Raw genomic sequence first — 20,833 nt, 5'->3', positions numbered from 1 at the left:
GGTGCGCGGCAGGATGGGCCCATGCTCCTCGCCGACCTCGTCGCCACCTCGCAGGCCGTCAGCGCCACGCGCTCCCGCAAGGCCAAGGCCGCGTCGCTGGCCGAGGCACTGCGGCAGGCCGAGCCCGGGGAGCTCGAGACCGTGGTGGCCTACCTCGGCGGCACGCTCCGCCAGCGCCGCACCGGCCTGGGCTGGCGTGGGCTCAGCGACCTCCCCGCACCTGCCCCAACGCCGACGCTGACGGTCAGCGAGGTCCACGCGGCCTTCGACGCGATCAGCGCGATCGCCGGTGCCGGCTCCCAGGCCGCCCGCAAGGCGGCCGTGGCGGACCTCTTCGGCCGGGCCACGGCCGACGAGCAGGCCTGGCTGCGCGGCCTCGTCACGGGCGAGGTGCGCCAGGGCGCGCTCGACGCCCAAGTCCAGGAGGCGGTCGCCGTCGTCGCCGAGGTCCCGCTCACGTCCGTACGCCGCGCCGCGATGCTCGCGGGCAGCACGCTCGCCGCCGCGGTCGCGGCCTTCGAGGGGGGCGAGGAGGCGCTGTCGGCCATCGGCCTCGAGGTCGGCCGCCCGGTCCTGCCGATGCTCGCCTCGAGCGCCCCCGACATCACCGCCGCGCTCGACAAGATGGCCGGCGCCCCGGTCGCGATCGACGCCAAGCTCGACGGCATCCGGATCCAGGTGCACCGCGACGGCGACGACGTCCTGGTCGTCACCCGCAGCCTCGACGACATCACCGGGCGCCTCCCCGAGGTCGTCGAGATCGCCCGGTCGCTGCCGGCGCAGCGGTTCGTCCTCGACGGCGAGGCGCTCCTGCTGGCCGACGACGGGCGCCCGCGCCCCTTCCAGGAGACGTCGTCGCGCACCGCGCAGGCCGCGGGCGGCGGTGTGGTCGTGCCCTACTTCTTCGACGTCCTGCACGTCGACGGGCGCGATCTCCTCGACGAGCCCGGCCGCGAGCGGCTCGCCACCCTCGACGCACTGGTCCCCCCGAAGCACCGCGTCGGCCGCCTGGTCACCGACGACCCCGCGGCGGCCCAGGAGTTCGTCGCCACCACCCTCGCTGCCGGGCACGAGGGCGTCGTCGTCAAGCACCTCGATGCCCGCTACGAGGCGGGCCGGCGCGGCGCCGGGTGGATAAAGGTCAAGCCGGTACACACCCTCGACCTGGTGGTGCTCGCCGTGGAGTGGGGCAGCGGCCGCCGCCAGGGCTGGCTGTCCAACATCCACCTCGGCGCCCGCGACCCCGAGGGCGGGTTCGTGATGCTCGGCAAGACGTTCAAGGGTCTTGATGATCGAACGCTCCGATGGCAGACCGAGCGGTTCACCGAGTTGAAGACCGAGGACAACGGTTGGGTCGTCCGCGTTCGCCCAGAGCAGGTAGTCGAGATTGCTTTTGACGGCGTGCAGAGGTCAAGTCGATATCCGGGTGGCGTCGCCCTTAGGTTTGCTCGGGTCATTCGCTATCGATCCGACAAAACGCCCGATGAAGCCGATACCATCGCGGCTGTCCGCGCGTTCATCCACGGCACGTCGCTATGAGATTGCACCGCGCTCCCCTGCCGGAAGTCAGGAGAAATTAATGCCAGGCCGATTCTCTCAACGCATCGGCGCAACCGAAGTGCGAAGTGTCGTTCAGGTTGAGACCATCGACGCGCCACTCCGGAATCGATTGTGGTCCCTCGTCTACATCTGCCTAGACACCGGCGGAGGCGAGATGAAGTATTCACAACGCGCTGAGGCATATCGAGACATCTATCTGAACTTCTTCGAGTTGCCGATTGATGCGATACCGGACTGGTTGCAGCACGCAAACGATTCCATCAAATCCTACTTTTATCAGCCGGAGTGGTACAAGCCCTACGATCTGCTTGAGTTTGTCCTGAACCATCTTTGGGACTCGACGCATAGCGATGAGATGTTCGAACTTGCGAACACCGCGTTGCAGAAGTACCTCTCGGGTTACCGGTTCGTCAATGGACGACTCGTTCCAATCACTGACGAGTCACATATTCAGACCATTGAAGACGCACTCCAGTCTCCTCTCACGGGCGTTCGGACACATCTGTCGAAGAGTTTGGCCCTTCTGAGCGCCCGAGACGCCACAGATCCAGAGAATGCCATCAAGGAGGCCGTGTCGGCAGTCGAGTCATTGTGCGCGTCGATTGTCGGAAAGCGAGACACTCTGGGAGCCGCCATCAAGAAACTTGAGGACGCCGGAGTATCAATCCATCCGGCACTGAAGGAATCTTGGTTGAAGTTGTACGGCTACACAAGCGACGGCGACGGCATCCGCCATTCGCTGCAACTTGAGTCAAGTGTGACGGTAGACGACGCCCTGTACTTCTTGGTGTCGTGTTCAGCCTTTATCGGACTGCTCACGGCGAAGGCGTCTGCTGCTGGAATCTCTCTCCAGCCGGTGAAGTAGCGCCCATCCTCACCTAAGTCCCCCAGATGACCGAGGCTGGTGGTTCAGTAATTGGTTGCGGCGAAGACGTTCAAGGGGATGACCGACGAGATGTTGGCCTGGCAGACGGAGAGAATGCTCGCCACCTCGCCGACCGACCGCAGCGCCTTCGTCGTGCACGTCCGCCCCGAGCAGGTCGTCGAGATCGCCTTCGACGGCTTCCAGCGCTCCACCCGTTACCCCGGTGGGGTGGCGCTGTCGCTTCGCTCGGGTGCTGCGCTACCGCGACGACAAGCAGGCCCACGAGGCCGACACCATCGAGGACGTGCGGGCACGCCTCTGACTCGGGGCACGCGGACCGTCACGCCCGGACGGCCACCCACAGCTCCTCGGCCGGCCACCGGGTCGCCCACTCCCGCGACACGATCTCGTAGAACGGGTGGTCGAGACCGTCCGCCGGCGCGTACATCTCGTGCATGGCCTCGATGACGAAGCCGGCGGCGCGGAGCTGACGCACCCACTCGCCGTGCGACGGGTGGAACTCGAAGCCGCCTCCCGGCCACTGCACCCGGTGGGTCTCGCGCTGGCCGCGCAGCAGCCGGTCCCCCGCCACCCCACCGTCCGCCGGGACGCACAGCGTCGAGAGGGTGCTGTTGGTCAGGAAGACCAGGCGCCCACCCGGTCGCAGGAGCCTCGCTGCCTCAGGGAGCCAGCGTGCGGGGTCGCACCACGCGGCCGCCCCGTGCTCGCTCACGACGAGGTCGAAGCGTCCGTCGGCCAGGGGCACACGCTCGGCATCGCCCTGGACGAGCGGGAAGTCGGGACCGAGCCGGCCCTGGAGGCCCCGCGCCGTGGCGAGCTGCTTACCCGAGAGGTCCAGGGCGACCGGCCGTGCACCCATACGCGCGAGCCACGCGGCGAAGTACGCCGTGCCGCACGCGAGGTCCAGGACGTCCAGGCCGCGCACGTCACCGACGACGCCGAGCTCTCGTTCTGGTGCGGCGAACAGTCCCCACACCACCTCCGGCCGGCGCCACATGCTCTCGGCCGACCCGTCCGTGAAGCGCTCGTTCACGATCGCCCAGAGCTCACGGTTCCAGGCGATCTCGGCGCTGCGGTCCTCGGACACCTGCACAGTCTCCCCCGAAGGAACGGACTCGGGCCCGCTGCCGATCGGATCCGTCGGCCCCTCTGAGCCGCCGCGACGGCCGTCACAGCCGTGCAACTCCGGGTTGCACACGGCCTACACTTCTCGCATGTCGACGAGTGAGCAGGCGCCTCGCGTGGACGGCCGGCGATCGGCCGCCGCGGCCCGCCGCCGGCAGCGCGAGCGCGAGATCCTCGACGCCACCCGCCGGCTCTTCGACGAGCGCGGCGTGCGCGACGCCCAGATCGAGGACATCGCCCAGGCGGTCGGCATCAACCGGGCCATCGTCTACCGGCACTTCACCGGCAAGGAGGAGCTCTTCGCGCTCACCCTGACCGGTTACCTCGACGAGCTGCGCGACGCCCTCGCCGCCGGAGCCGACCAGGCCGGCGACCCCGCCACGCGCCTCACCGCCATCGTCACCGCGTTCGTCGACTACGGCCTGACCTACCCCGCGTTCGTCGACTGCGCGCAGACGTTGATGCGGCGTACTGGCCCCGAGCTCCTCGACGAGATCAGCGAGAGCGCCCTCTTCCGGCTCGGGCGCAGCATCTCGGCCTGCCTGTCCGTGCTGTCCGGCGTCATCGACGACGGCGTCACCGCCGGCGACTTCGAGGTCGAGGACACCAACCTGCTCGCCAACCAGCTCTACGCCAGCGCACTCGGCGGGCTCCAGCTCGCCCGCGTCGGCATCCTGGTCGGCGAGTCCGCCCCGGGCATGCCGACCGTCGGTGCCGTGTCGCCGGAGCAGGTGCGCGACTTCCTCGTCGCCACGGCGCTCTCGGTCTCGACACGCCGACCCTGAAGATCCGCGCAGGCTCGCGGATGTTCGGCCCGGATCCAGACTCACTGGGTGCGTCCCTCTGGGCGACGCCGGTGACCGGATCAGCCGCGACTCGTCCGCCCGCTCACGGAGCATGCTCGGGGGGTCTCACGTCCGGTCCGACTCACGATCCGCACTCAAGGCGGCTAAACCGAGTTGCATCACTCCGCGAGTCGACGACCATGTGCGGGTGAGCGCACTCGCCTCTGTGCCGGCCGACGTTGTCCCAGACCCCCAGGTCGTGACCCGGCTGCTTCGTGAGCAAGCCCCGCGTCTGGCCGACATGCCCGTCCGGCCGAGCAGCGCGTCCGGGAGCAGCAACTGGGTGTTCCGCCTCGGAGACACCCTGGCCATCCGCCTGCCCCGGTCGGACGACTACGTCGCGGACCTGGTGAATGAAGTGCGCTGGCTGCCCCGCCTTGCACCCGGTCTGCCGGTTGCAGTCCCGGACGTCGTCGCCGTCGGCCAGCCCAGCGGGACCTTCCCTCGGCCGTGGGCGGTCGTGTCCTGGGTGCCTGGCGACCTTCCGCTCGCCCTGGACGGTTCCCAGCAGGCTCGGTTGGCAGGCTCCCTCGGCACCTTCCTCGGGAGCCTCCACGCTGTCGACACCGCGGATGTTCCGGTCGAGCCCGAGCATTGGGGCTATCGCTGCGGCGAGCCGGTCACCGACACCATCGACCGATGGGCCGAACACGCGGCTGCAGAACTGGCGGACCTGTTCGACCCAGGCAACGTTCGTGAGGCATGGCGCCGCGTGCGCGACGTCCCTGCGGCTACCGAAGCCGCCTGCTGGGTCCACACCGACTTGTCCGAGGAGAACCTTCTCGCTCATAACGACGGGCGGCTGGCTGGGGTCATCGACTTCGGCGGCGTTGGCGTCGGCGATCGGTCCGTGGACCTGCTCTACGCCTGGAGCATCTTCGACGCCCCGGCTCGCGAGGTGCTCCGCGCCGCGTCCGGGGCCGATGACGCCACTTGGACCCGCGCCCGTGCGTGGGCCTTTGTCGGCCCGGGCCTGCTCACCATCGCCAACTATCGGCGCACCATGCCCGCCCGAGTCGAGCGCCTCACCTCGATGGTCGAGACGATCGCAGCCGAGGTAGACATCCGGCTCCGGTAGGGCCCATTTCTGGTGGGCCACAACGCCGGGCCGTCGCATGGCCAACCGGGCATGCGGCAACGGCATCCCGGTGACCGGCCCGATGCCGACGTGGACTCCCCTCGTGCCGGTAGCGTGGCGCGATGAGCGAGGTGAGCCGTCGCGTCGCCGAGACCGCAGCGCGGACAGGTTTCGCGGGCGTGGTCCGGTTCGAGCGAGATGGTGCTGTCGCCTTCGACGCGGCGTACGGACTGGCCGATCGGAGGCACGGCATTGCCATGACCACCGACAGCCAACTGGGCATGGCGAGTGGGTCCAAGACGTTCACCGCGTTGGTGGTGCTCCGCCTGATGGAGGAGGGGCTCCTTGCCCTCTCGACCACGGCACGTCAGGTACTTGGCACTGATCTGCCGCTGATCGCAGACGACGTCACCATCGAGCACCTGCTCTCCCACCGGTCCGGCATCGGCGACTACCTCGACGAGGACGAGCTCGACGGCGAGGAGTACGAGCTGCCGGTGTCGGCGCATCGCCTGGTGACGACCGAGGACTTCCTCCCGATCCTCGATGGCCACCCGACGAAGTTCCGCGCCGGTGACAGGTTCTCCTACTGCAACGGCGGCTTCGTCGTGCTCGCCCTGATGGCGGAGCGTGTCGCTGGTCGTCCGTACCAGGACCTGGTGGGCGAGCTCGTCTGCTCCCCCGCAGGCATGGTCGACACCGGGTTCCCACGCTCCGACGCTCTTCCAGGCAGGGCAGCACTGGGCTACATCGAAAGTGGGGGCCATTGGCGAACCAACGTCTTCCACCTGCCGGTGGTCGCCAGCGGAGACGGCGGGGCATACACGACCACCGCCGACGTGGCACGGTTCTGGACAGCACTGACGGCAGGGCGGATCGTCCGTGTGGAGACCCTCGCCGACATGGTGAGGGCGCGCAGCGAGCCCGACCCTGGCGAGTCCCGCTGCTACGGTCTCGGCTTCTGGCTGGATGACGACTCTGTCCGAATCACGATGTCGGGTGCCGACGCGGGCGTCTCCTTCTGGTCGAGCCACCACCCGCAGCAGGGCACGACGGCTACGGTCATCTCGACGACGATGGGTGGCGCCTGGCCCGTCGTCGAGGTCGTCGAGTCACACACCTGACCGCCGTCGGGGTCCGCTGCACGGACTGGTGACCCAGACACGGGTCCAAGGTCCGGACGACTCCGGGAGACAGCGCCACCACTGCTCATCGATCAGATCACGTGGACACGGCGTGCCCCGCACGGTGTCGACCCGTGGCCTGAGGAGCCCTCAGAGCCCGAGGTCGTCCAAGGCTGTCATGACCGACCCGTGGTAGGTCGGGAAGGCGAAGTGCATCCGGCGTACGACGGACGGCGGCACCTGCGCGTGGATGGCCAGCGTGAGCATCGCGACCAGGTCTCCCCCCGTGTGGCCCATCGTGGTGGCCCCGACCAGCAGCCCCGTTCCGGCGTCGGCGACGAGCTTGATGTGGCCCTCGTTGCCCTCGCCGTCGAGCCAGCCGCGTGCCGACCCGCTGATGTCGGCGAAGCCGGTGCGGACGTCGAGGCCCTGCTCGCGCGCCTGCTCCTCGGTCAGCCCGACGGAGCCGATCTCCGGGTCGGTGAAGGTCACCCGGCTCACCGCCCGGTAGTCGGCCACCGGTCCGTCCTCACCGAGGATGTCGGCCTTGGCCACCTCGGCCTGGTAGCTCGACACGTGGGTGAAGCGGCCGTGCCCGGTGATGTCGCCGATGGCCCACAGCTTGTCGCCGGCCCGCATCCGCTCGTCGGTCTCGACGGTCTTGGCGTCCGGGTCGAGGCCGACGTTCTCGAGCCCGACGTCGCGGATGTTGTTGCTGCGCCCGGCGGCGACGAGCAGCCGCTCGGCCTCGACCCGCAGGTCGCCGGCGGTGAGGACGAAGGTGCCGTCGTGCTCGACCCTGTCGACCTGGACGCCGGTGTGCACGGTGATGCCCTCGGCCTCGAAGAGCCGGGTGATGAGCTCGCTCGACTCGGGCTCCTCGACGGCGAGCAGCCGGTCGTCGGCCTCGATCACGGTGACGGCGACCCCGAAGCGGGCGATCGCCTGCGCGAGCTCGCAGCCGATCGGGCCGCCGCCGAGGACGACCAGGCTGCGGGGCAGCTCGGTGACCTGCACGACGTCGCGGGTGGTCCAGTACGGCGTGTCCGCGAGGCCGTCGATCGGCAGCACGAGGGGCTCGGTGCCGGTGTTGAGCACGACACCGCGTGACGCCTCGTACTCCACGCCTTCGACCTCCACGACGCCGGGCGCGACGAGCCGTCCGTGGCCGCGGACGAGCCGGACCCCGGCCTCCTGGACGGCCTTGGCGTTGGCGTCGTCGGTCCACCCCTTGGTGGCCTCGTCGGTGATGCGTGCGGCCGGGCGCGACCAGTCCGGCTCCACCGTCGCCGGTCCTGCGAGGTGGTCGGCCCGGTGGACCATGGCGACGTGGTCGGCGGCCCGGATCATCAGCTTGCTGGGGGTGCACCCGTAGAACGGGCACTCGCCGCCCACCAGGTGCATCTCGACCCCGACGGTGTCGAGACCGGCCTCGGCCAGCTCGGTCGCCAGCTCCTGCCCGCCGGGACCGAGCCCGAGGACGACGACGTCACAGGCAATGCGCTCGCTCATCGGTCCGTCCCCCGCTCAGCGCGACAGGTGCCGGGCGCGGGCGAAGCAGAACAGGCCGTAGCAGGCGATGCCGGCGGCGATCGCCAGGAGCAGGAACTGGCCGAACGGCTGCTCACGGACCGTCTGCAGCGCCTGGTCCAGGCCGCCCGACTCCTTGGCCTTGTGGGTGATCGCGGCGTAGCAGAACAGGCCGCCGACGATCCCGATCGCGATGCCCTTGGCGATGTAGCCGATCTTGCCGAACAGGACGATCGCCGAGCCGTCGTTGCCGGACTGCCCGTGGGCAGTGAGGTGCTCGGTGAACTTCTCGGTCCACCCGCGGTAGACCAGCAGGCCGCCGTATCCGGCGATCGCGAGACCGACCGCCCCGACGATGAGCTGCCCGCCGGGCAGGTCCATCAGCTTGGCGGTGGTGGAGTCGGTGCCGCCGCTCGACCCGTCACCGACGGCGACCTTGACCGCGGTCCAGGCCAGCACGCCGTACAGGACCGCCTTGCCGAGCGAGGTGAGGCGCTTGCGCCAGCGCTTCTTGTCGTCGGTCTCGTCCTGGTAGCCCATCGCGAACTCGAGGAGCCGCCAGACGACGAGGAGCATCATGCCGACGGCGATCATCCAGATCAGCACGCCGCCCATCGGCTGCTCGGCCAGCGCGTGCAGGGCGCCCGCGTTGGACGCGCTCTCGGACTTTTCCCCCAGCGCCAGCTGGGCGGCGAGCCAGCCCACCATCAGGTGGACGACGCCGTAGGCGATGAGCCCGGCCCGGATCGCCCAGTCCAGCCACTCGCTCTGATGTGCCTGCTGACCTGTGCGTTGTGCCTTGTCGGCGACCTCTCCCATGGGCGACACCCTAGGGCCCCACCGGGAGTGCCGCCTCACCCGCGGGAGGCAACAGACCGGATACTCAGACCAGGTCGGCCTTGTCGCGCACGATGCTGCCGAGCAGGCCGTTGACGAAGCTCGGCGACTCATCGGTCGACAGGTCGCGGACGAGGCTCATGGCCTCCGAGACCGCGACGCCGTCCGGGACGTCCTCGACGTACAGCAGCTCGTAGACGCCGAGGCGCAGCACGTTGCGGTCGACCGCCGGCATCCGGGTCAGCGTCCAGCCCTGGGCGTAGGTGCCGAGGAGCTCGTCGATGCGGGCCTGGTGCTCGGCCACGCCGTGCACCAGGGTCGAGGTGTAGTCGTTGGTCGGGCCCTCGCCGGCGGCGATGATCCGCTCGAGGGCCTCGACCGGCTGCTCGCCGCGCATCTCGGCGGCGTACAGGACGTCCAGTGCGCGCTTGCGGGCCTTGCCGCGAGCCGACACGTCAGCCCTTGACGCGGCCGAGGTAGGACGAGTCGCGGGTGTCGACCTTGACCTTCTCGCCGGCGGTGATGAAGAGCGGCACGTTGATCTGGTGGCCCGTCTCGAGCGTGGCCGGCTTGGTGCCGCCGGTGGAGCGGTCGCCCTGGAGGCCCGGCTCGGTCTCGGCGATGAGGAGCTCGACGGAGGCGGGGAGCTCGATGAAGAGCACGCGACCCTCGTTGGTCGCCACGATGGCTTCCTGGTTCTCGAGCATGAAGTTCTTGGCGGTGCCGACGATCTCCGGCGCGACCTCGAGCTGGTCGTACGTCGAGGTGTCCATGAAGACGTACGACGTGCCGTCGTTGTAGAGGTACTGCATCGTCCGCTTGTCGACGTTGGCCGTCTCGACCTTGGTGCCGGCGTTGAAGGTCTTGTCGACCGTCTTGTTGGACTCGACGTTCTTGAGCTTGGTCCGCACGAAGGCCGGGCCCTTGCCGGGCTTGACGTGCTGGAACTCGATGACGGTCCAGAGCTGGCCCTCGATGTTGAGGACCATGCCGTTCTTGAGGTCGTTGGTGGTTGCCATGGCGCGCGGATCAGCCTCACTACGTTCGGTCGGGAGTCGCCCAACCCTAGCGTCCGACCCGTCGCACTCCGATTCGGTGTCGATGTAACACCAGCCACCGCCCGCGACGTGTACGAGGTGTCGGGCGGCCCCGGCCGCGACGCCACCGAACCCAGGAGTACTCGTGCGACCTCTCACCAGCAACACCAAGCTCGCGGCCATCGCCGTCGCCTCCTTGACGATCATCGGCGGCACGTACGCCGTCGGCGCGGCCGCCTCGGACGACGCGCCCTCGCCCGGCACCTCGCAGGTGCAGGACTCCTCCTCGGACGACAGCGACGAGGACTCGCCCACCCCGGCGCCCTCGCCGACGTCGACGGTGTCGCCCACCGAGAAGCCCACCGTGTCGCCCACCGCGACGGCGAGCCCGTCGGACGACAAGAGCGACGACCGTGACGACCACGACGAGGCGGAGCACGACGACGACGCGTCCGGGACCCCGTCACCCGTTCCGTCGACCACCACACCGTCGCCGACCTCTCCGACCGCGTCCCCCACGTCCGATGACGACCACGACGACGAGGCGGACGACGCTGCCGAGGACGCTGAGGAGGCGGCCGAGGAGGCCGCCGAGGAGGCGGAGGAAGCAGCCGAGGAGGCCGCCGAGGCGGCCGAAGAAGCGGCTGAGGAGGCTGCCGAGGCGGCCGAGGAGGCAGCCGAGGACGCTGAGGACGCCGCCGAGGACCGCGGGCACGACGACGCGGACGACGACTCCGACGATCACTCGGGCAGCCACGGCGGGGGCGACGACGACTCGGGCGACGACTCGGACGACCACGGCGACGACGACTGATCAGGCGTAGCGTCGGGACAGGGGCAAGGACGACAGGGCGAGAAGCGCGTGATGGATGACGACCAGCAGGCAGGCGGCCTGCGTATCGAACCGGCACCGACCCCGGCGCCGGACGCCTTCATCGCGCTCCTCGCCGCCAACGCGGCCTCCTCACCCGTGCGCACGCCCACGCCGCGGTGGGCACCCTTCCTGGCGGCCGCCGCATGCGCTGCCGTGATCGGGGCCGCCGCCGCGGTGGCAGGAAGCCAGGCCGACGACTCCGACGTCGGACCGACGCGGACGCCCGACGCCCCCACCACCGAGACCCCCGCGCGGCCCGACCCGGGGCCGAGCCGACCAGCACAACGCGACGGCAGCACGGCGACCGACCCCCCGGCGACGTCGTCCGACGCCTCCCCGCCCCCGCAGACGTCACCCGCATCGCCGGGCGGTTCGCAGGAGGGAGCGGGTGCGTCGGGCTCACCCGTGCCCACCTCACCCGGCCCCACGAGCCCGGCCCCGACGGCCTCCACCTCCGGCCCCGGGGACGATCCCGATGACTCGGTGTCCGGCACACCGAGCACCACCGCCACCACCTCGGGTTCCGACGACGAGCCCGACGAGCCCGACGAGTCGGAGGACGCAGAGGATTCAGGCGACTCGGAGGACTCGGAGGACGACAGCTCCGGACCCGGTGGGTCCTCGGCGACGTCCGAGCCGCAGGACGAGACCACCTCCGACCGGAGCCCGAGCACGGAGGACCCCGACGAGGTCGACGCGGACGAGGTCGAGGACGACGAGTAGGCCGTGACCACGACCGGACTCGTCGACCGCCTGCGGCACGGCGACCCCAGCGCCTGGCGCGAGGCCTACGAGGCCCATGCCGGGCGCCTGCTGGTGTGGTTGCGCACGTTGGCCCCCGTGGACGTCGCAGCCTCGGCCGAGGACCTCGCCTCGGAGACCTGGCTCACGGCGTCGACCAAGGTCGGTGAGTTCCGCGGCGGGGACGACGACTTCGCGGGCTGGCTGTTCGGCATCGGCAGGCTGCACGCGGTCAACGCCAGACGACGTACGACGCGGCGCAACACCCAGCCGTCGGACGCCGTGCCCGACGTGCAGACACCGCCCGCCGACGAGATGGCCCTGCGGGTCGCCGCCGTGCGCCAGCTGATCGACCGGCTCCCGCCGCGGGAGCGCGAGGTCATCGGCTGCCTGGAGGTGGTGGGCCTCGACATCCGCACCACCGCCACCGCACTCGGGTTGAGCCAGGCGGCCGTCCGGGTCGCCCGCCACCGCGGCCTCGCCCGTCTGCGGCGCGTGCCGAGCCTCAGCGTCACCTCGTGAGGCGTGCCGTGCGCGGAGCCAGGAGTCGTCAGCGCAGGCCTCGGACGTAGGCCGACACCCGCTGGAGCTCCCGCAGGCGCTGCTCCCAGGTGACGCCGACGACGGTGAGCAGCACCCCCACCAGGCCGATCAGCACCCACTGCGGGAGCACCTGGGCGAACGTGCCCTCGCGGAGGACGACGAGCGCCCCCGTCACGGCCCCGGCGACCAGCGGGGCCGACCAGCGCTGGGACACGCCGACGGCGACCAGGACCAGGCAGGCCAGGCCGAGCAGGACCGCCCGGAGGTCGACGGGGTCGACGAGCACCAGGAGCAGGGTCGGGACCAGGCCGAGGGTGAGGCCGGGCCCGAGTGCTCGCACGCTGGAGTCGTTGCCCCGTCGCATGGACACGACGCCGACGACGAGCAGCACCAGCGCGAGCGGGAGCGTGTAGGCCTCCACGGTCTCCACCCCCACCTGCTGCAGCCGCACCCACTGCGCCAGCGTCAGGAGGCCCAGCCCGACCCAGGCGAGGCGTCGTCGGTCCGCGTTGACCAGGGACGACACGGTCGCCACCACGCCCGCGACCGTGAGGTGGACGGCGAGCCACGTCTGGTCCACCGAGCCGGCCGGGCCCGCCGAGACCACCGAGGCGGCCACGGCGCACGCGGCGGCGACGGCGGAGGCCACCTCGCGCCCGACCCGGGGCACGAGCACGATCGCGACGCCCAGGACGAGCAGGACGGGCAGGGCGCGGGCCTCGACCGGGACACCTGCCAGGTGCCCGAGGGTCCAGAGCAGGCCGGCCCCGGTGAGCGGGGCCAACGCGGCGCCGACGTCGCGCCAGGTGCGGGGCGGGACGACCTCGAGGGCCACCGCGGCCGCGGTGAGCACGGCCAGCGTCCCGGCGGTGACCCAGTCGCTCGCCAGGGCGGCGCCGAGCGCCAGCAGCAGGGTCACCGCGGCCAGGGCCAGCACCTCGACCCGGTCGAGGACCGCTCCCCCGACGGCGAGGGCACCCCCGACCAGGAGCAGGACGACGACGGCGACCAGGAGCGGGGCGGCGTACAGCGGGGGTACCAGCGCCAGGGCGACCAGCGCGAGCGCCGTCCCGGGGACCAGCGCCGACCCGGCGCGGAGGCCGGCGCAGCGCAGGACCGTGGATGCCGCCACCGCGATGCCCGCGACGCCGACGGGCAGCAGCAGCGGCCACGACCACGGCACGTCGGGGGCGTCGAGGCGGGTGAGGACGCCGACGCTCCACGGGTCGTGGAGGACCAGGACGGGGAGCGCGGCGCCCACCAGCATCAGGACGCTGGCGGCGAGGCCGAGCGCCGCGACGACCGAGGGGGCCGCGCAGACCCAGCGCCAGGCGCCGGTCAGACGGGCGGAGAGGACGGCGTACGCCGCGACGACGGCGAGCTCCACGAGCGCCACCCGGGTGGCGGACTCGTCGAAGGAGACCACCGTGACGACCGCCGTGCCGAGCAGGACCGCGACCGACGCGGCCCCGACCCGTGCCTCGGTCGGGAGCCGTCGCGGCAGGGCCACGACGGCCGCCAGCGCGGTGGCGACGAGGAGCGGCCAGACGGCCAGCTCCCCCCACACGCCGGCCACCGTGAGCTCGTCGAGGCGACCGACCCCGACGACCACCAGCGCCACCCACCAGCCGACCGCGCCGACAGCCGCCCCCAGCGCGAGGACGCGGAGTCCGACGAGGTGCCCGAGCGCCGCGCCGGCGACGCACACGAGCAGCGCCCCCAGGACGCCGACCGCGTCTCCCCGCTCGATCGTCCCGGGCACGCCGAGGGAGGCGACCAGCACGGCCACGACCCCGACCGCCTGGGCGCTGACCAGCGCGCCCACCGGAGTGGTGGCCGTCCAGCGCCCGACCGCGGCGGCGGTGCCGGCGACGACCAGTCCCGCCAGCACCACGAACGGCTCGTCACCGAGCGGCCCCAGCCACCCGGCCCGCCAGGCGCCCCCGAGGTCGAGGGCCAGCAGGCCGAGCGCGACCGAGGCGAAGGCCTCGGCCCCGGCGCGGAGGTCGCGAGCGGCCAGCCAGGCCATCAGCCCGGCGGCGACCGCGGTCAGGACCACGAGGACCGTGGTGCGACCGCCCACGCCCAGCGCCGCCCACGCGACGGCGAGGAAGACCACCGCCGCCACCACCAGGCACAGGGCTCCCAGGCCGAGCAGGATCCTGGGCACCGACGCGGCGCTGAGCCCGGTGCGGGCGTACGACGGCGCGGGCGCCGGGCGGGGCGGGGCGGCGACGTCGGTCGCCGCGACGGGAGCGTCATGAGCGGCGGCCGGGGTCGGGACCTGGGCGTACATCGCGGCGACGAGGCCGTCGACGTGCCGGAGCGCCTCGAAGACCTGACGCGGGGCGGAGCCGGTGAGGGAGAGACCGCACGCGGCACAGGAGAGGACAGGGGCGGTCAGCGGGGCGCGGCATCCCGGGCAGGCACGCGGGTCGGCGTAGGTGAACATGCCTGATGGTCCACCCGGCTGGTGGCTCCACCCATCACCCGCGCTGCTCAGTCGCGCTGAGTACGAGGGCTCAGCGGTCGCCGCCGATGGCGACGAAGGCCGCGCGCAGGTGCTCCTCGGACGGGCCGGCGAGGACGCGCGGCACTGCGAGGTCGTCGAGGACGACGAAGCGCAGCTGGTTGCCGCGGGACTTCTTGTCGACCTTCATCGCCTCGTGCAGCTCCTCGAAGGACGCCCCGGCATAGCCCGTGGGCAGGCCCACCCGGCCGAAGACGGCACGGTGCCGGTCCACCACCGCCGGGTCGAGGGAGCCGGCCAGCGCGGCCAGCTCGGCGACGTACACGGACCCGATGGCGACGGCCTCGCCGTGGCGGACGGCGTACCCGCTCGCGCGCTCGATCGCGTGCGCCAGCGTGTGGCCGTAGTTGAGGACCTCGCGGCCGGGGTGGCCCTCGCGGCCGCCGGTCTCGCGCAGGTCGTCGACGACGACGTCGATCTTGACCCGGATGGCGCGCTCGACGAGCTCGCGCAGCTCGGCCGAGCCCGCGGTGAGGTCGGCGGGATCGGTGCCCTCCACCAGCTCGAGGATCGCCGGGTCGGCGATGAAGCCGCACTTGACGACCTCGCCCAGGCCGGACACGAGCTCCTCGCGCGGCAGCGACCGCAGCAGGGCGAGGTCGCACAGCACCCCGGCCGGCTCGTGGAAGGACCCGACGAGGTTCTTGCCGGCCCCGGTGTTGATGCCGGTCTTGCCGCCGACGGCCGCATCGACCATCCCGAGGACGGTGGTGGGGACGTGCACGACGCGTACGCCGCGCAGCCAGGTCGCGGCCACGAAACCGCCCAGGTCGGTGGTCGCGCCGCCGCCGAAGGTGACCACGGCGTCCGAGCGCGTGAAGCCCGCCTCCCCCAGCGCCTCCCAGCAGTCGGCGGCGACGGCAGCGGTCTTGGCGGCCTCGCCCTCGGGCAGGCCCAGCGCCAGCACGTCATACCGGTCGACGAGCGCGTCGACGACGGGCTGGACGAGCTCGCCCAGCGAGCCGGCGTACAGCACCGCGACCCGCTGCACGGACTCACCGAGGATGCCGGGGAGCCGGTCGGCCAGGTCGTGGCCGACGACGACGTCGTAGGGCGACGCGCCGCCGACGTGCAGGACGGTGTCGGTCACGTGAGCTGCTCCTGGATCTGGATGGCGACCTCGGCGGGGGTGCGCTCGTCGGTGTCGACCACGAGCGTCGCCAGGCCCTCGTAGACGGGGGTGCGCTCGTCGAGCATGGTCTTGATGCGGGAGCGGACGTTGCCCAGCAGCAGCGGGCGACCGACGCCGAGGCCGACCCGCTTGACCGCCTCGGCGAGCCCGACGCGGAGGAACACCACCCGGTGGCCGGCGAGCAGCTCGCGGGTGCCGGGGTCGAGCACCGCTCCCCCGCCCAGCGCGAGGACGCCGTCGTGGGTCGCCAGCGCGTCGGCGACCGCGGTCGCCTCGAGCGCCCGGAAGTGCTCCTCGCCGGAGTCCACGAAGATGTCGGCGATGGTGCGGCCCTGGGAGGTCACGATGTCGGTGTCGGTGTCGCGGACCGGCAGGCCCCATGCCTCACCGAGGAGGGCGGCCACCGTGGACTTGCCGGCCCCCATCGGGCCGACGAGCACGACCCGGGGACCGGAGACGGGGTGACTCATCGGAACCTCAGCGTGTCCAGGTAGCTCTCGGCGTTGCGGCGCGTCTCGCGCACGGAGTCGCCGCCGAACTTCTCGATCACGGCGTCGGCGAGCACCAGGGCCACCATCGCCTCGGCGACGATCCCGGCGGCCGGGACGGCGCACACGTCGGAGCGCTGGTGGTGGGCCACCGTCTCCTCGCCGGTCGCGACGTCGACGGTGCGCAGGGCACGCGGCACGGTGGCGATGGGCTTCATGGCGGCGCGCACGCGCAGCGCCTCGCCGGTGGTCATGCCGCCCTCGGTGCCTCCGGAGCGGCCGGACGTGCGGCGCAGCCCGTCGGGCGTGGAGACGATCTCGTCGTGCGCCTCCGACCCCGGCGTGGCGGCCAGGCCGAAGCCGTCGCCGACCTCCACGCCCTTGATGGCCTGGATGCCCATGAGGGCGCCGGCCAGCCGGGCGTCGAGGCGCCGGTCCCAGTGCACGTGGGAGCCCAGGCCCGGCGGCAGTCCGTGGACGACGACCTCGACGACACCGCCGAGGGTGTCGCCGTCCTTGTGGGCCTGGTCGATCCGGGCGACCATCGCGGCGCTGGCCTCCGGGTCGAGGCAGCGCACCGGGTCCGCGTCGAGGCGTCCCTGGTCGTCGGGCTGGGGGACGGACCCCGCCGGCGCGGCGACGCCACCGAGCTCCACGACGTGGCTGACGACCTCGGCGCCGACCGACTGGAAGAGGAAGTGCGTGGCGACCCGGCCCAGGGCGACGCGGGCGGCGGTCTCGCGGGCCGAGGCGCGCTCGAGGATCGGCCGGGCCTCGTCGAAGTCGTACTTCTGCATGCCGACGAGGTCGGCGTGCCCGGGACGCGGGCGGGTGAGCGCGGCGTTGCGCGCCAGCGCGTCGAGCTCCGCCGGGTCCACCGGGTCGGCCGACATGACCTTCTCCCACTTGGGCCACTCGGTGTTGCCGATCTGGATGGCGACCGGGCCGCCCTGGGTCTCGCCGTGGCGGACGCCTCCGATGACGGTCACCTCGTCGGCCTCGAACTTCATCCGGGCGCCGCGGCCGTAGCCGAGGCGACGCCGGGCGAGGGCGTCGGAGATGTCGTCGGAGGTGACACGGACGTGGGCGGGCAGGCCCTCGAGGATGGCGACCAGGGAGGGGCCGTGGGACTCGCCCGCAGTGAGCCAACGCAGCATGCCCGCAGTCTTTCACGCGCGCCCGCGGCACCGACCCCCGTCCTCCGGCGGCGAGATCAGCCCCAGAGGGCGCGGGACAACGCGGGACCCCACACGAGCCCGACCAGGGCCCCCAGGGCCATGAAGGGACCGAAGGGGAAGGCCTGCTTGAGCAGCGAGCGGTCGCGGCGTACGACGGCCAGCAGCAGCCCCGGGACTGCGAAGGCCACGAACCCGACCCAGACCCCGATCGCCACGGTCCCCCAGCCGACCCAGCCCAGGACGAGGCCCACCAGAGCCGCGAGCCGCACGTCGCCGAAGCCCATGCCGGCGGAGCGGACGAACCACAGGAGCCAGAAGAACGAGCGGACGGCCACCATCGCCACCAGCGCCCGCACGAGCGCGTCCCGCTCGTCGGTGGCGAGCCCCACCGCGACGACCGCGACGGCCGCGAGGAGGGTGGCCGGCAGGACGACGAGGCGGGGCAGCAGCCGGGTGTGCCAGTCGATGTAGGACAGCGCCACGAGGACCGGGACGAGCGGCACCAGCCACACGAGCGGCCAGTCCCACCCGGTCGCCGCGCCGACGAGCGCCCCGGACACCAGCGAGACGAGGCCGGCGAGCAGCCCGAGGCGCGGGCGGGCGGCGAGGGCGGCGTAGAGCGGCTTGGGCTCCTCGGCCGGACGGGCGACCGCGACGGGGGCGTGCTCGAGGGCGCCGTCGGCGGCGTCCTCCACCGGCTCGTCCTGCGGAGCGGGCTCGTCCTTCGGCGCGGGCTCCGGCACCGCCGCGACCAGCCGGGGCACGAGCAGGCCGAGCAGGCCGCACAGCACGCCGGCGACCACGGCAGCCAGCAGGGTGTCGCTCACGGCCGGGGATCCCCGGCCGCCGAGCGCGCGGCCAGTGCCTGCTCCCCCGCCGCGCGCATGGCGGCGAGCGGGGCCCGGTGGCCGGTGAAGAGCTCGAACTGGACCGCTGCCTGGTGCAGGAGCAGGTCCAGCCCGCCCACCAGCACGCGGTCGCCCGCCGAGGCGGCCAGCGGCGTGGGCCACGGGTGGTAGAGCACCTCGAAGACCACCTCCGCTGCGCGGCACCGGGCGACCAGCCGGTGGTCCTGGGCCTCGGCGGGAATCGTGGAGGCGACGAGGTCGACCTCGAGCGGCGCGGGGTCGTCGAGGATGCCGACGACCACGTCCGGTCGCCCGGGATGCCCGTTGAGGGCCTCGCGGGTCTCGGCGGCCCGGGCCGGCTCGCGGACGACCAGCGCCAGCGACCGCACCCCCAGGTCGGCCAGGGCCAGCCCGACGGAGGTCGCGGTCGCTCCCCCGCCCAGGATCGCGGCGCTGGTGAGGTGGGCGCCGGTGCGCTCACGGATGGCCGCGATCGCCCCCGGGACGTCGGTGTTGTCCCCGACCCGGCGGTCGCCCTCGAGCAGGACGGTGTTGGCCGCCCCGGCGAGCCGGGCCCGCTCGGTGAGGTCGTCGACGACCCCGACCGCCTCGCGCTTGAGCGGCATGGTCAGCGACAGCCCGCGCCACTCGGCGCCGAGGCCGTCGAGGAAGTCCCGCAGCCCACCCGGCCCGACCCGGTGGGCGTCGTACTCCCAGTCCAGGCCGAGCGCCGCGTAGCCCGCGCGGTGCAGGGTCGGCGACAGCGAGTGGGCAATCGGGTCGCCGAGCACGCCGCAGCGACGACCCGTCGCCCGTGGATCACCCGCCTCCGGACCACCCATCAGCAGGCGTCGGACGTCGTGCAGTACTCGGTGTACTCGTCCTTGTAGGTCAGGAACTCGTCGTACGTCTCGGCGAACTTGGTCTCGCCCGTCGCCAGGTCGACGGTCACGTAGTAGTACCAGTCGCCCTCCTCCGGGTTGGCCGCCGCCGCGATGGCCGCGTCACCGGGAGCCTCGATAGGCGTCGGGGGCAGGCCGGGCCGCGTGTACGTGTTGTACGGCGTGTCCTGCTGGAGCTGCTCGGTGGTCAGCGCGACCCCGAGCTCCTGGTCGAGGCCGTAGTTGACGCTGGCGTCGATCTGGAGCAGGCCGTTGGTGCCGGCCTTGTCGCCGGGACCGTCGAGACGGTTGAAGATGACGCGCGAGATCTTGGGCATGTCGTCGCCGCGGCCCTCCGCCTCGACCAGCGAGGCGATGATCATCAGCTCGGCCGGGGTCTTGCCCAGCTCGGCGGCTGCCTCCTCCAGGCCAGCGTCGTCGGTCGCCTGCCGCCACCGGTCCACCATCGCGGTCAGCACGTCGCGGGGCTTGTCCTTCGGACCGATCTCGTACGTCGCGGGGAACAGGTAGCCCTCCGGGTTGCCCTCGGCGTAGTCGGGCAGCCCGATGTCCTGGCCCAGCGCCTTGCGCCACTTGGCGGCACCGAAGTCGGTCTGCTCGCCGAGCAGGGTGACGACGTCCTCCACCCGCATGCCCTCGGGCACCGTGACGACGCTCTTGACCTGGTTGGCGGGGTCGAGGAGCACCTCCAGCGCGTCGTCGGCCGCCATCTCCTTCTGCATCTCGTAGAAGCCCACCTGGATGCCGGCCGAGTCGGGCTCGGCAGCGGCCGCGTCGAGGAACGCCTGCACGGACGCGACGACGCCCTCGGCCTTGAGGTTGCGGCCCATCTGGGCGGTGGTGTCGCCCTGGCTCACCTCGAAGGTCACCGATCCCCGGCCGGGACCGGAGAAGTCCTCCGCGGTGGTGAACTGGCTGGAGACCCACTCCACGCCCCGGGTGACGCCGAAGTAGAAGCCACCGACGAGGACCGCGAGCGCGACCAGCACCGCGAGGCACCCCGAGAAGCCCCGCTTCTTGCGGCGCCGCCCGCCCTCGACGTACGCGTCCTCCTCGAAGTCGACGGCGTCGTCGGCCCTGTCGGTGGAGTCGTACTGCTGCTCGTCACTCATCGTTGACCTCGACGATCTCTCCTGGCGCGCTACCGCTCGCGCGCTCGGTGTCCAACGCGTGCTGGAGGATCAGGACGGCAGCCGCCTGGTCCACCACGGCACGCCGTGCTGCTCCCTTGCGACCCCGGTCGCGGAGCATGGACTCCGCGGACACCGTGGTCAAGCGTTCATCACACAGCCTGACGGGCACGGGGGCAATTTGGCGCGCCAGCCGCCCGGCGAAGTCCCGCACCTTGACGGCCGAGGGACCCTCGCCGCCGGAGAGCGAGCGGGGCAGTCCGACGACCACCTCGACCGCCTCCGCCTCGGCGACGATCCGCCGCAGCCTGGCCACGTCGCCCTTGCCGCGGCGTACGGTCTCGACGGGCGTGGCCAGGAAGCCGGAGGGGTCGCTGCGCGCAACCCCGATCCGGGCGTCGCCGGGGTCGATGCCGACCCTCGTTCCGGTGCGCACGTCCGTCTC

The 20,833-nt window shown here is 72.2% G+C and carries 22 protein-coding genes; 8 read left to right on the top strand and 14 right to left on the bottom strand.

Annotated features, from left to right (window positions below; all coding sequences use genetic code 11):
• The first annotated feature begins 21 nt into the window (after positions 1-21).
• Together DAE25_RS16580 and DAE25_RS16575 are read left to right on the top strand one after the other, a co-directional pair.
• A complete protein-coding gene (locus DAE25_RS16580; RefSeq protein ID WP_107767250.1) occupies positions 22-1,539 on the top strand; it encodes an ATP-dependent DNA ligase in 1,518 nt (505 codons plus the stop codon).
• Between the two features lie 40 nt (positions 1,540-1,579).
• Complete coding sequence (locus DAE25_RS16575) at positions 1,580-2,425, top strand: AbiJ-NTD4 domain-containing protein (RefSeq protein ID WP_159083795.1); 846 nt, start codon at positions 1,580-1,582, stop codon at positions 2,423-2,425.
• 44 nt (positions 2,426-2,469) lie between these two features.
• Here the strand turns inward: DAE25_RS16575 and DAE25_RS24230 are convergent, their stop codons facing one another.
• Both DAE25_RS24230 and DAE25_RS16565 read right to left on the bottom strand, forming a co-directional pair.
• Positions 2,470-2,637 carry a hypothetical protein gene (locus tag DAE25_RS24230; protein WP_325050376.1) on the bottom strand — a complete coding sequence of 56 codons (168 nt, stop codon included), beginning with the start codon at positions 2,635-2,637 and terminating at the stop codon, positions 2,470-2,472.
• A gap of 128 nt (positions 2,638-2,765) precedes the next feature.
• The gene (locus DAE25_RS16565; RefSeq protein WP_199907641.1) at positions 2,766-3,533 is read right to left on the bottom strand and encodes a class I SAM-dependent methyltransferase; all 768 of its coding nucleotides are present in this window, start codon (positions 3,531-3,533) and stop codon (positions 2,766-2,768) included.
• 127 nt (positions 3,534-3,660) lie between these two features.
• On the opposite strand from DAE25_RS16565, the gene DAE25_RS16560 reads away from it, so the two are divergent.
• The 3 genes from DAE25_RS16560 to DAE25_RS16550 all read left to right on the top strand — a co-directional run bounded on the left by DAE25_RS16560 (position 3,661) and on the right by DAE25_RS16550 (position 6,618).
• Entirely contained in the window at positions 3,661-4,356 is a 696-nt protein-coding gene (locus DAE25_RS16560; protein ID WP_107767248.1) for a TetR/AcrR family transcriptional regulator, read from the top strand.
• 208 nt (positions 4,357-4,564) lie between these two features.
• Complete coding sequence (locus DAE25_RS16555) at positions 4,565-5,494, top strand: aminoglycoside phosphotransferase family protein (protein WP_199907640.1); 930 nt, start codon at positions 4,565-4,567, stop codon at positions 5,492-5,494.
• A 122-nt stretch (positions 5,495-5,616) separates the two neighbouring features.
• Positions 5,617-6,618, top strand: a complete 1,002-nt coding sequence (locus tag DAE25_RS16550) for a serine hydrolase domain-containing protein (RefSeq protein ID WP_107767246.1) — start codon at positions 5,617-5,619, stop codon at positions 6,616-6,618.
• Between the two features lie 150 nt (positions 6,619-6,768).
• Here DAE25_RS16550 and DAE25_RS16545 read toward each other — a convergent pair whose 3' ends face one another.
• The 4 genes from DAE25_RS16545 to efp all read right to left on the bottom strand — a co-directional run bounded on the left by DAE25_RS16545 (position 6,769) and on the right by efp (position 10,004).
• On the bottom strand, positions 6,769-8,130 hold the full coding sequence (locus tag DAE25_RS16545) for a dihydrolipoyl dehydrogenase family protein (RefSeq protein ID WP_107767245.1): 1,362 nt from the start codon (positions 8,128-8,130) through the stop codon (positions 6,769-6,771).
• 15 nt (positions 8,131-8,145) lie between these two features.
• Positions 8,146-8,967, bottom strand: a complete 822-nt coding sequence (locus DAE25_RS16540; RefSeq protein ID WP_159083794.1) for a DUF1206 domain-containing protein — start codon at positions 8,965-8,967, stop codon at positions 8,146-8,148.
• A 64-nt stretch (positions 8,968-9,031) separates the two neighbouring features.
• The gene (gene nusB, locus DAE25_RS16535; RefSeq protein ID WP_056889622.1) at positions 9,032-9,439 is read right to left on the bottom strand and encodes a transcription antitermination factor NusB; all 408 of its coding nucleotides are present in this window, start codon (positions 9,437-9,439) and stop codon (positions 9,032-9,034) included.
• 1 nt (position 9,440) lies between these two features.
• Positions 9,441-10,004 carry an elongation factor P gene (efp, locus tag DAE25_RS16530; RefSeq protein WP_107767243.1) on the bottom strand — a complete coding sequence of 188 codons (564 nt, stop codon included), beginning with the start codon at positions 10,002-10,004 and terminating at the stop codon, positions 9,441-9,443.
• Between the two features lie 163 nt (positions 10,005-10,167).
• Here efp and DAE25_RS16525 point away from each other — a divergent pair, with 163 nt between their 5' ends.
• From DAE25_RS16525 to DAE25_RS16515, 3 genes are read left to right on the top strand one after another with little or no spacing between them, the layout of a single operon-like run.
• On the top strand, positions 10,168-10,836 hold the full coding sequence (locus DAE25_RS16525) for a hypothetical protein (protein ID WP_107767242.1): 669 nt from the start codon (positions 10,168-10,170) through the stop codon (positions 10,834-10,836).
• Between the two features lie 51 nt (positions 10,837-10,887).
• Complete coding sequence (locus DAE25_RS16520) at positions 10,888-11,619, top strand: hypothetical protein (RefSeq protein WP_107767241.1); 732 nt, start codon at positions 10,888-10,890, stop codon at positions 11,617-11,619.
• Positions 11,620-11,622: 3 nt separating this feature from the next.
• Positions 11,623-12,159: an RNA polymerase sigma factor gene (locus DAE25_RS16515; RefSeq protein ID WP_107767240.1), complete on the top strand. Its 537-nt coding sequence runs from the start codon at positions 11,623-11,625 to the stop codon at positions 12,157-12,159.
• Between the two features lie 28 nt (positions 12,160-12,187).
• On the opposite strand, the gene DAE25_RS23250 is transcribed toward DAE25_RS16515, so the two are convergent.
• From DAE25_RS23250 to ruvX, 8 genes are all read right to left on the bottom strand, one after another.
• The gene (locus DAE25_RS23250; RefSeq protein ID WP_159083793.1) at positions 12,188-14,632 is read right to left on the bottom strand and encodes an SCO7613 C-terminal domain-containing membrane protein; all 2,445 of its coding nucleotides are present in this window, start codon (positions 14,630-14,632) and stop codon (positions 12,188-12,190) included.
• Positions 14,633-14,702: 70 nt separating this feature from the next.
• Positions 14,703-15,800 (bottom strand): 3-dehydroquinate synthase, encoded by a 1,098-nt coding sequence (gene aroB / locus DAE25_RS16505; protein WP_107767239.1) that lies wholly within the window; start codon positions 15,798-15,800, stop codon positions 14,703-14,705.
• Positions 15,797-16,312: a shikimate kinase gene (locus DAE25_RS16500; protein ID WP_107767238.1), complete on the bottom strand. Its 516-nt coding sequence runs from the start codon at positions 16,310-16,312 to the stop codon at positions 15,797-15,799. The genes aroB and DAE25_RS16500 overlap by 4 nt, the downstream gene beginning before the upstream one ends.
• Positions 16,309-17,487, bottom strand: coding sequence for a chorismate synthase (gene aroC / locus DAE25_RS16495; protein ID WP_107767237.1), 1,179 nt, complete (start codon positions 17,485-17,487; stop codon positions 16,309-16,311). Before aroC ends, DAE25_RS16500 begins: the two co-directional genes overlap by 4 nt.
• A gap of 56 nt (positions 17,488-17,543) precedes the next feature.
• Positions 17,544-18,335 (bottom strand): prepilin peptidase, encoded by a 792-nt coding sequence (locus tag DAE25_RS16490; RefSeq protein WP_107767236.1) that lies wholly within the window; start codon positions 18,333-18,335, stop codon positions 17,544-17,546.
• Entirely contained in the window at positions 18,332-19,198 is an 867-nt protein-coding gene (locus tag DAE25_RS16485; protein ID WP_107767235.1) for a shikimate dehydrogenase, read from the bottom strand. The genes DAE25_RS16490 and DAE25_RS16485 overlap by 4 nt, the downstream gene beginning before the upstream one ends.
• Complete coding sequence (gene mltG / locus DAE25_RS16480) at positions 19,198-20,370, bottom strand: endolytic transglycosylase MltG (protein ID WP_107767234.1); 1,173 nt, start codon at positions 20,368-20,370, stop codon at positions 19,198-19,200. Before mltG ends, DAE25_RS16485 begins: the two co-directional genes overlap by 1 nt.
• The gene (gene ruvX, locus DAE25_RS16475) at positions 20,363-20,824 is read right to left on the bottom strand and encodes a Holliday junction resolvase RuvX (RefSeq protein WP_234411101.1); all 462 of its coding nucleotides are present in this window, start codon (positions 20,822-20,824) and stop codon (positions 20,363-20,365) included. The genes mltG and ruvX overlap by 8 nt, the downstream gene beginning before the upstream one ends.
• Positions 20,825-20,833 lie beyond the last annotated feature (9 nt).

Origin of the sequence: Nocardioides terrigena, from assembly GCF_003047265.1 — a bacterium.
GTDB classification, from domain to species: Bacteria; Actinomycetota; Actinomycetes; order Propionibacteriales; family Nocardioidaceae; genus Nocardioides; species Nocardioides terrigena.
Note: the sequence above shows the minus strand (reverse complement) of the source record. Positions and strands in the feature narration are given on the sequence as shown.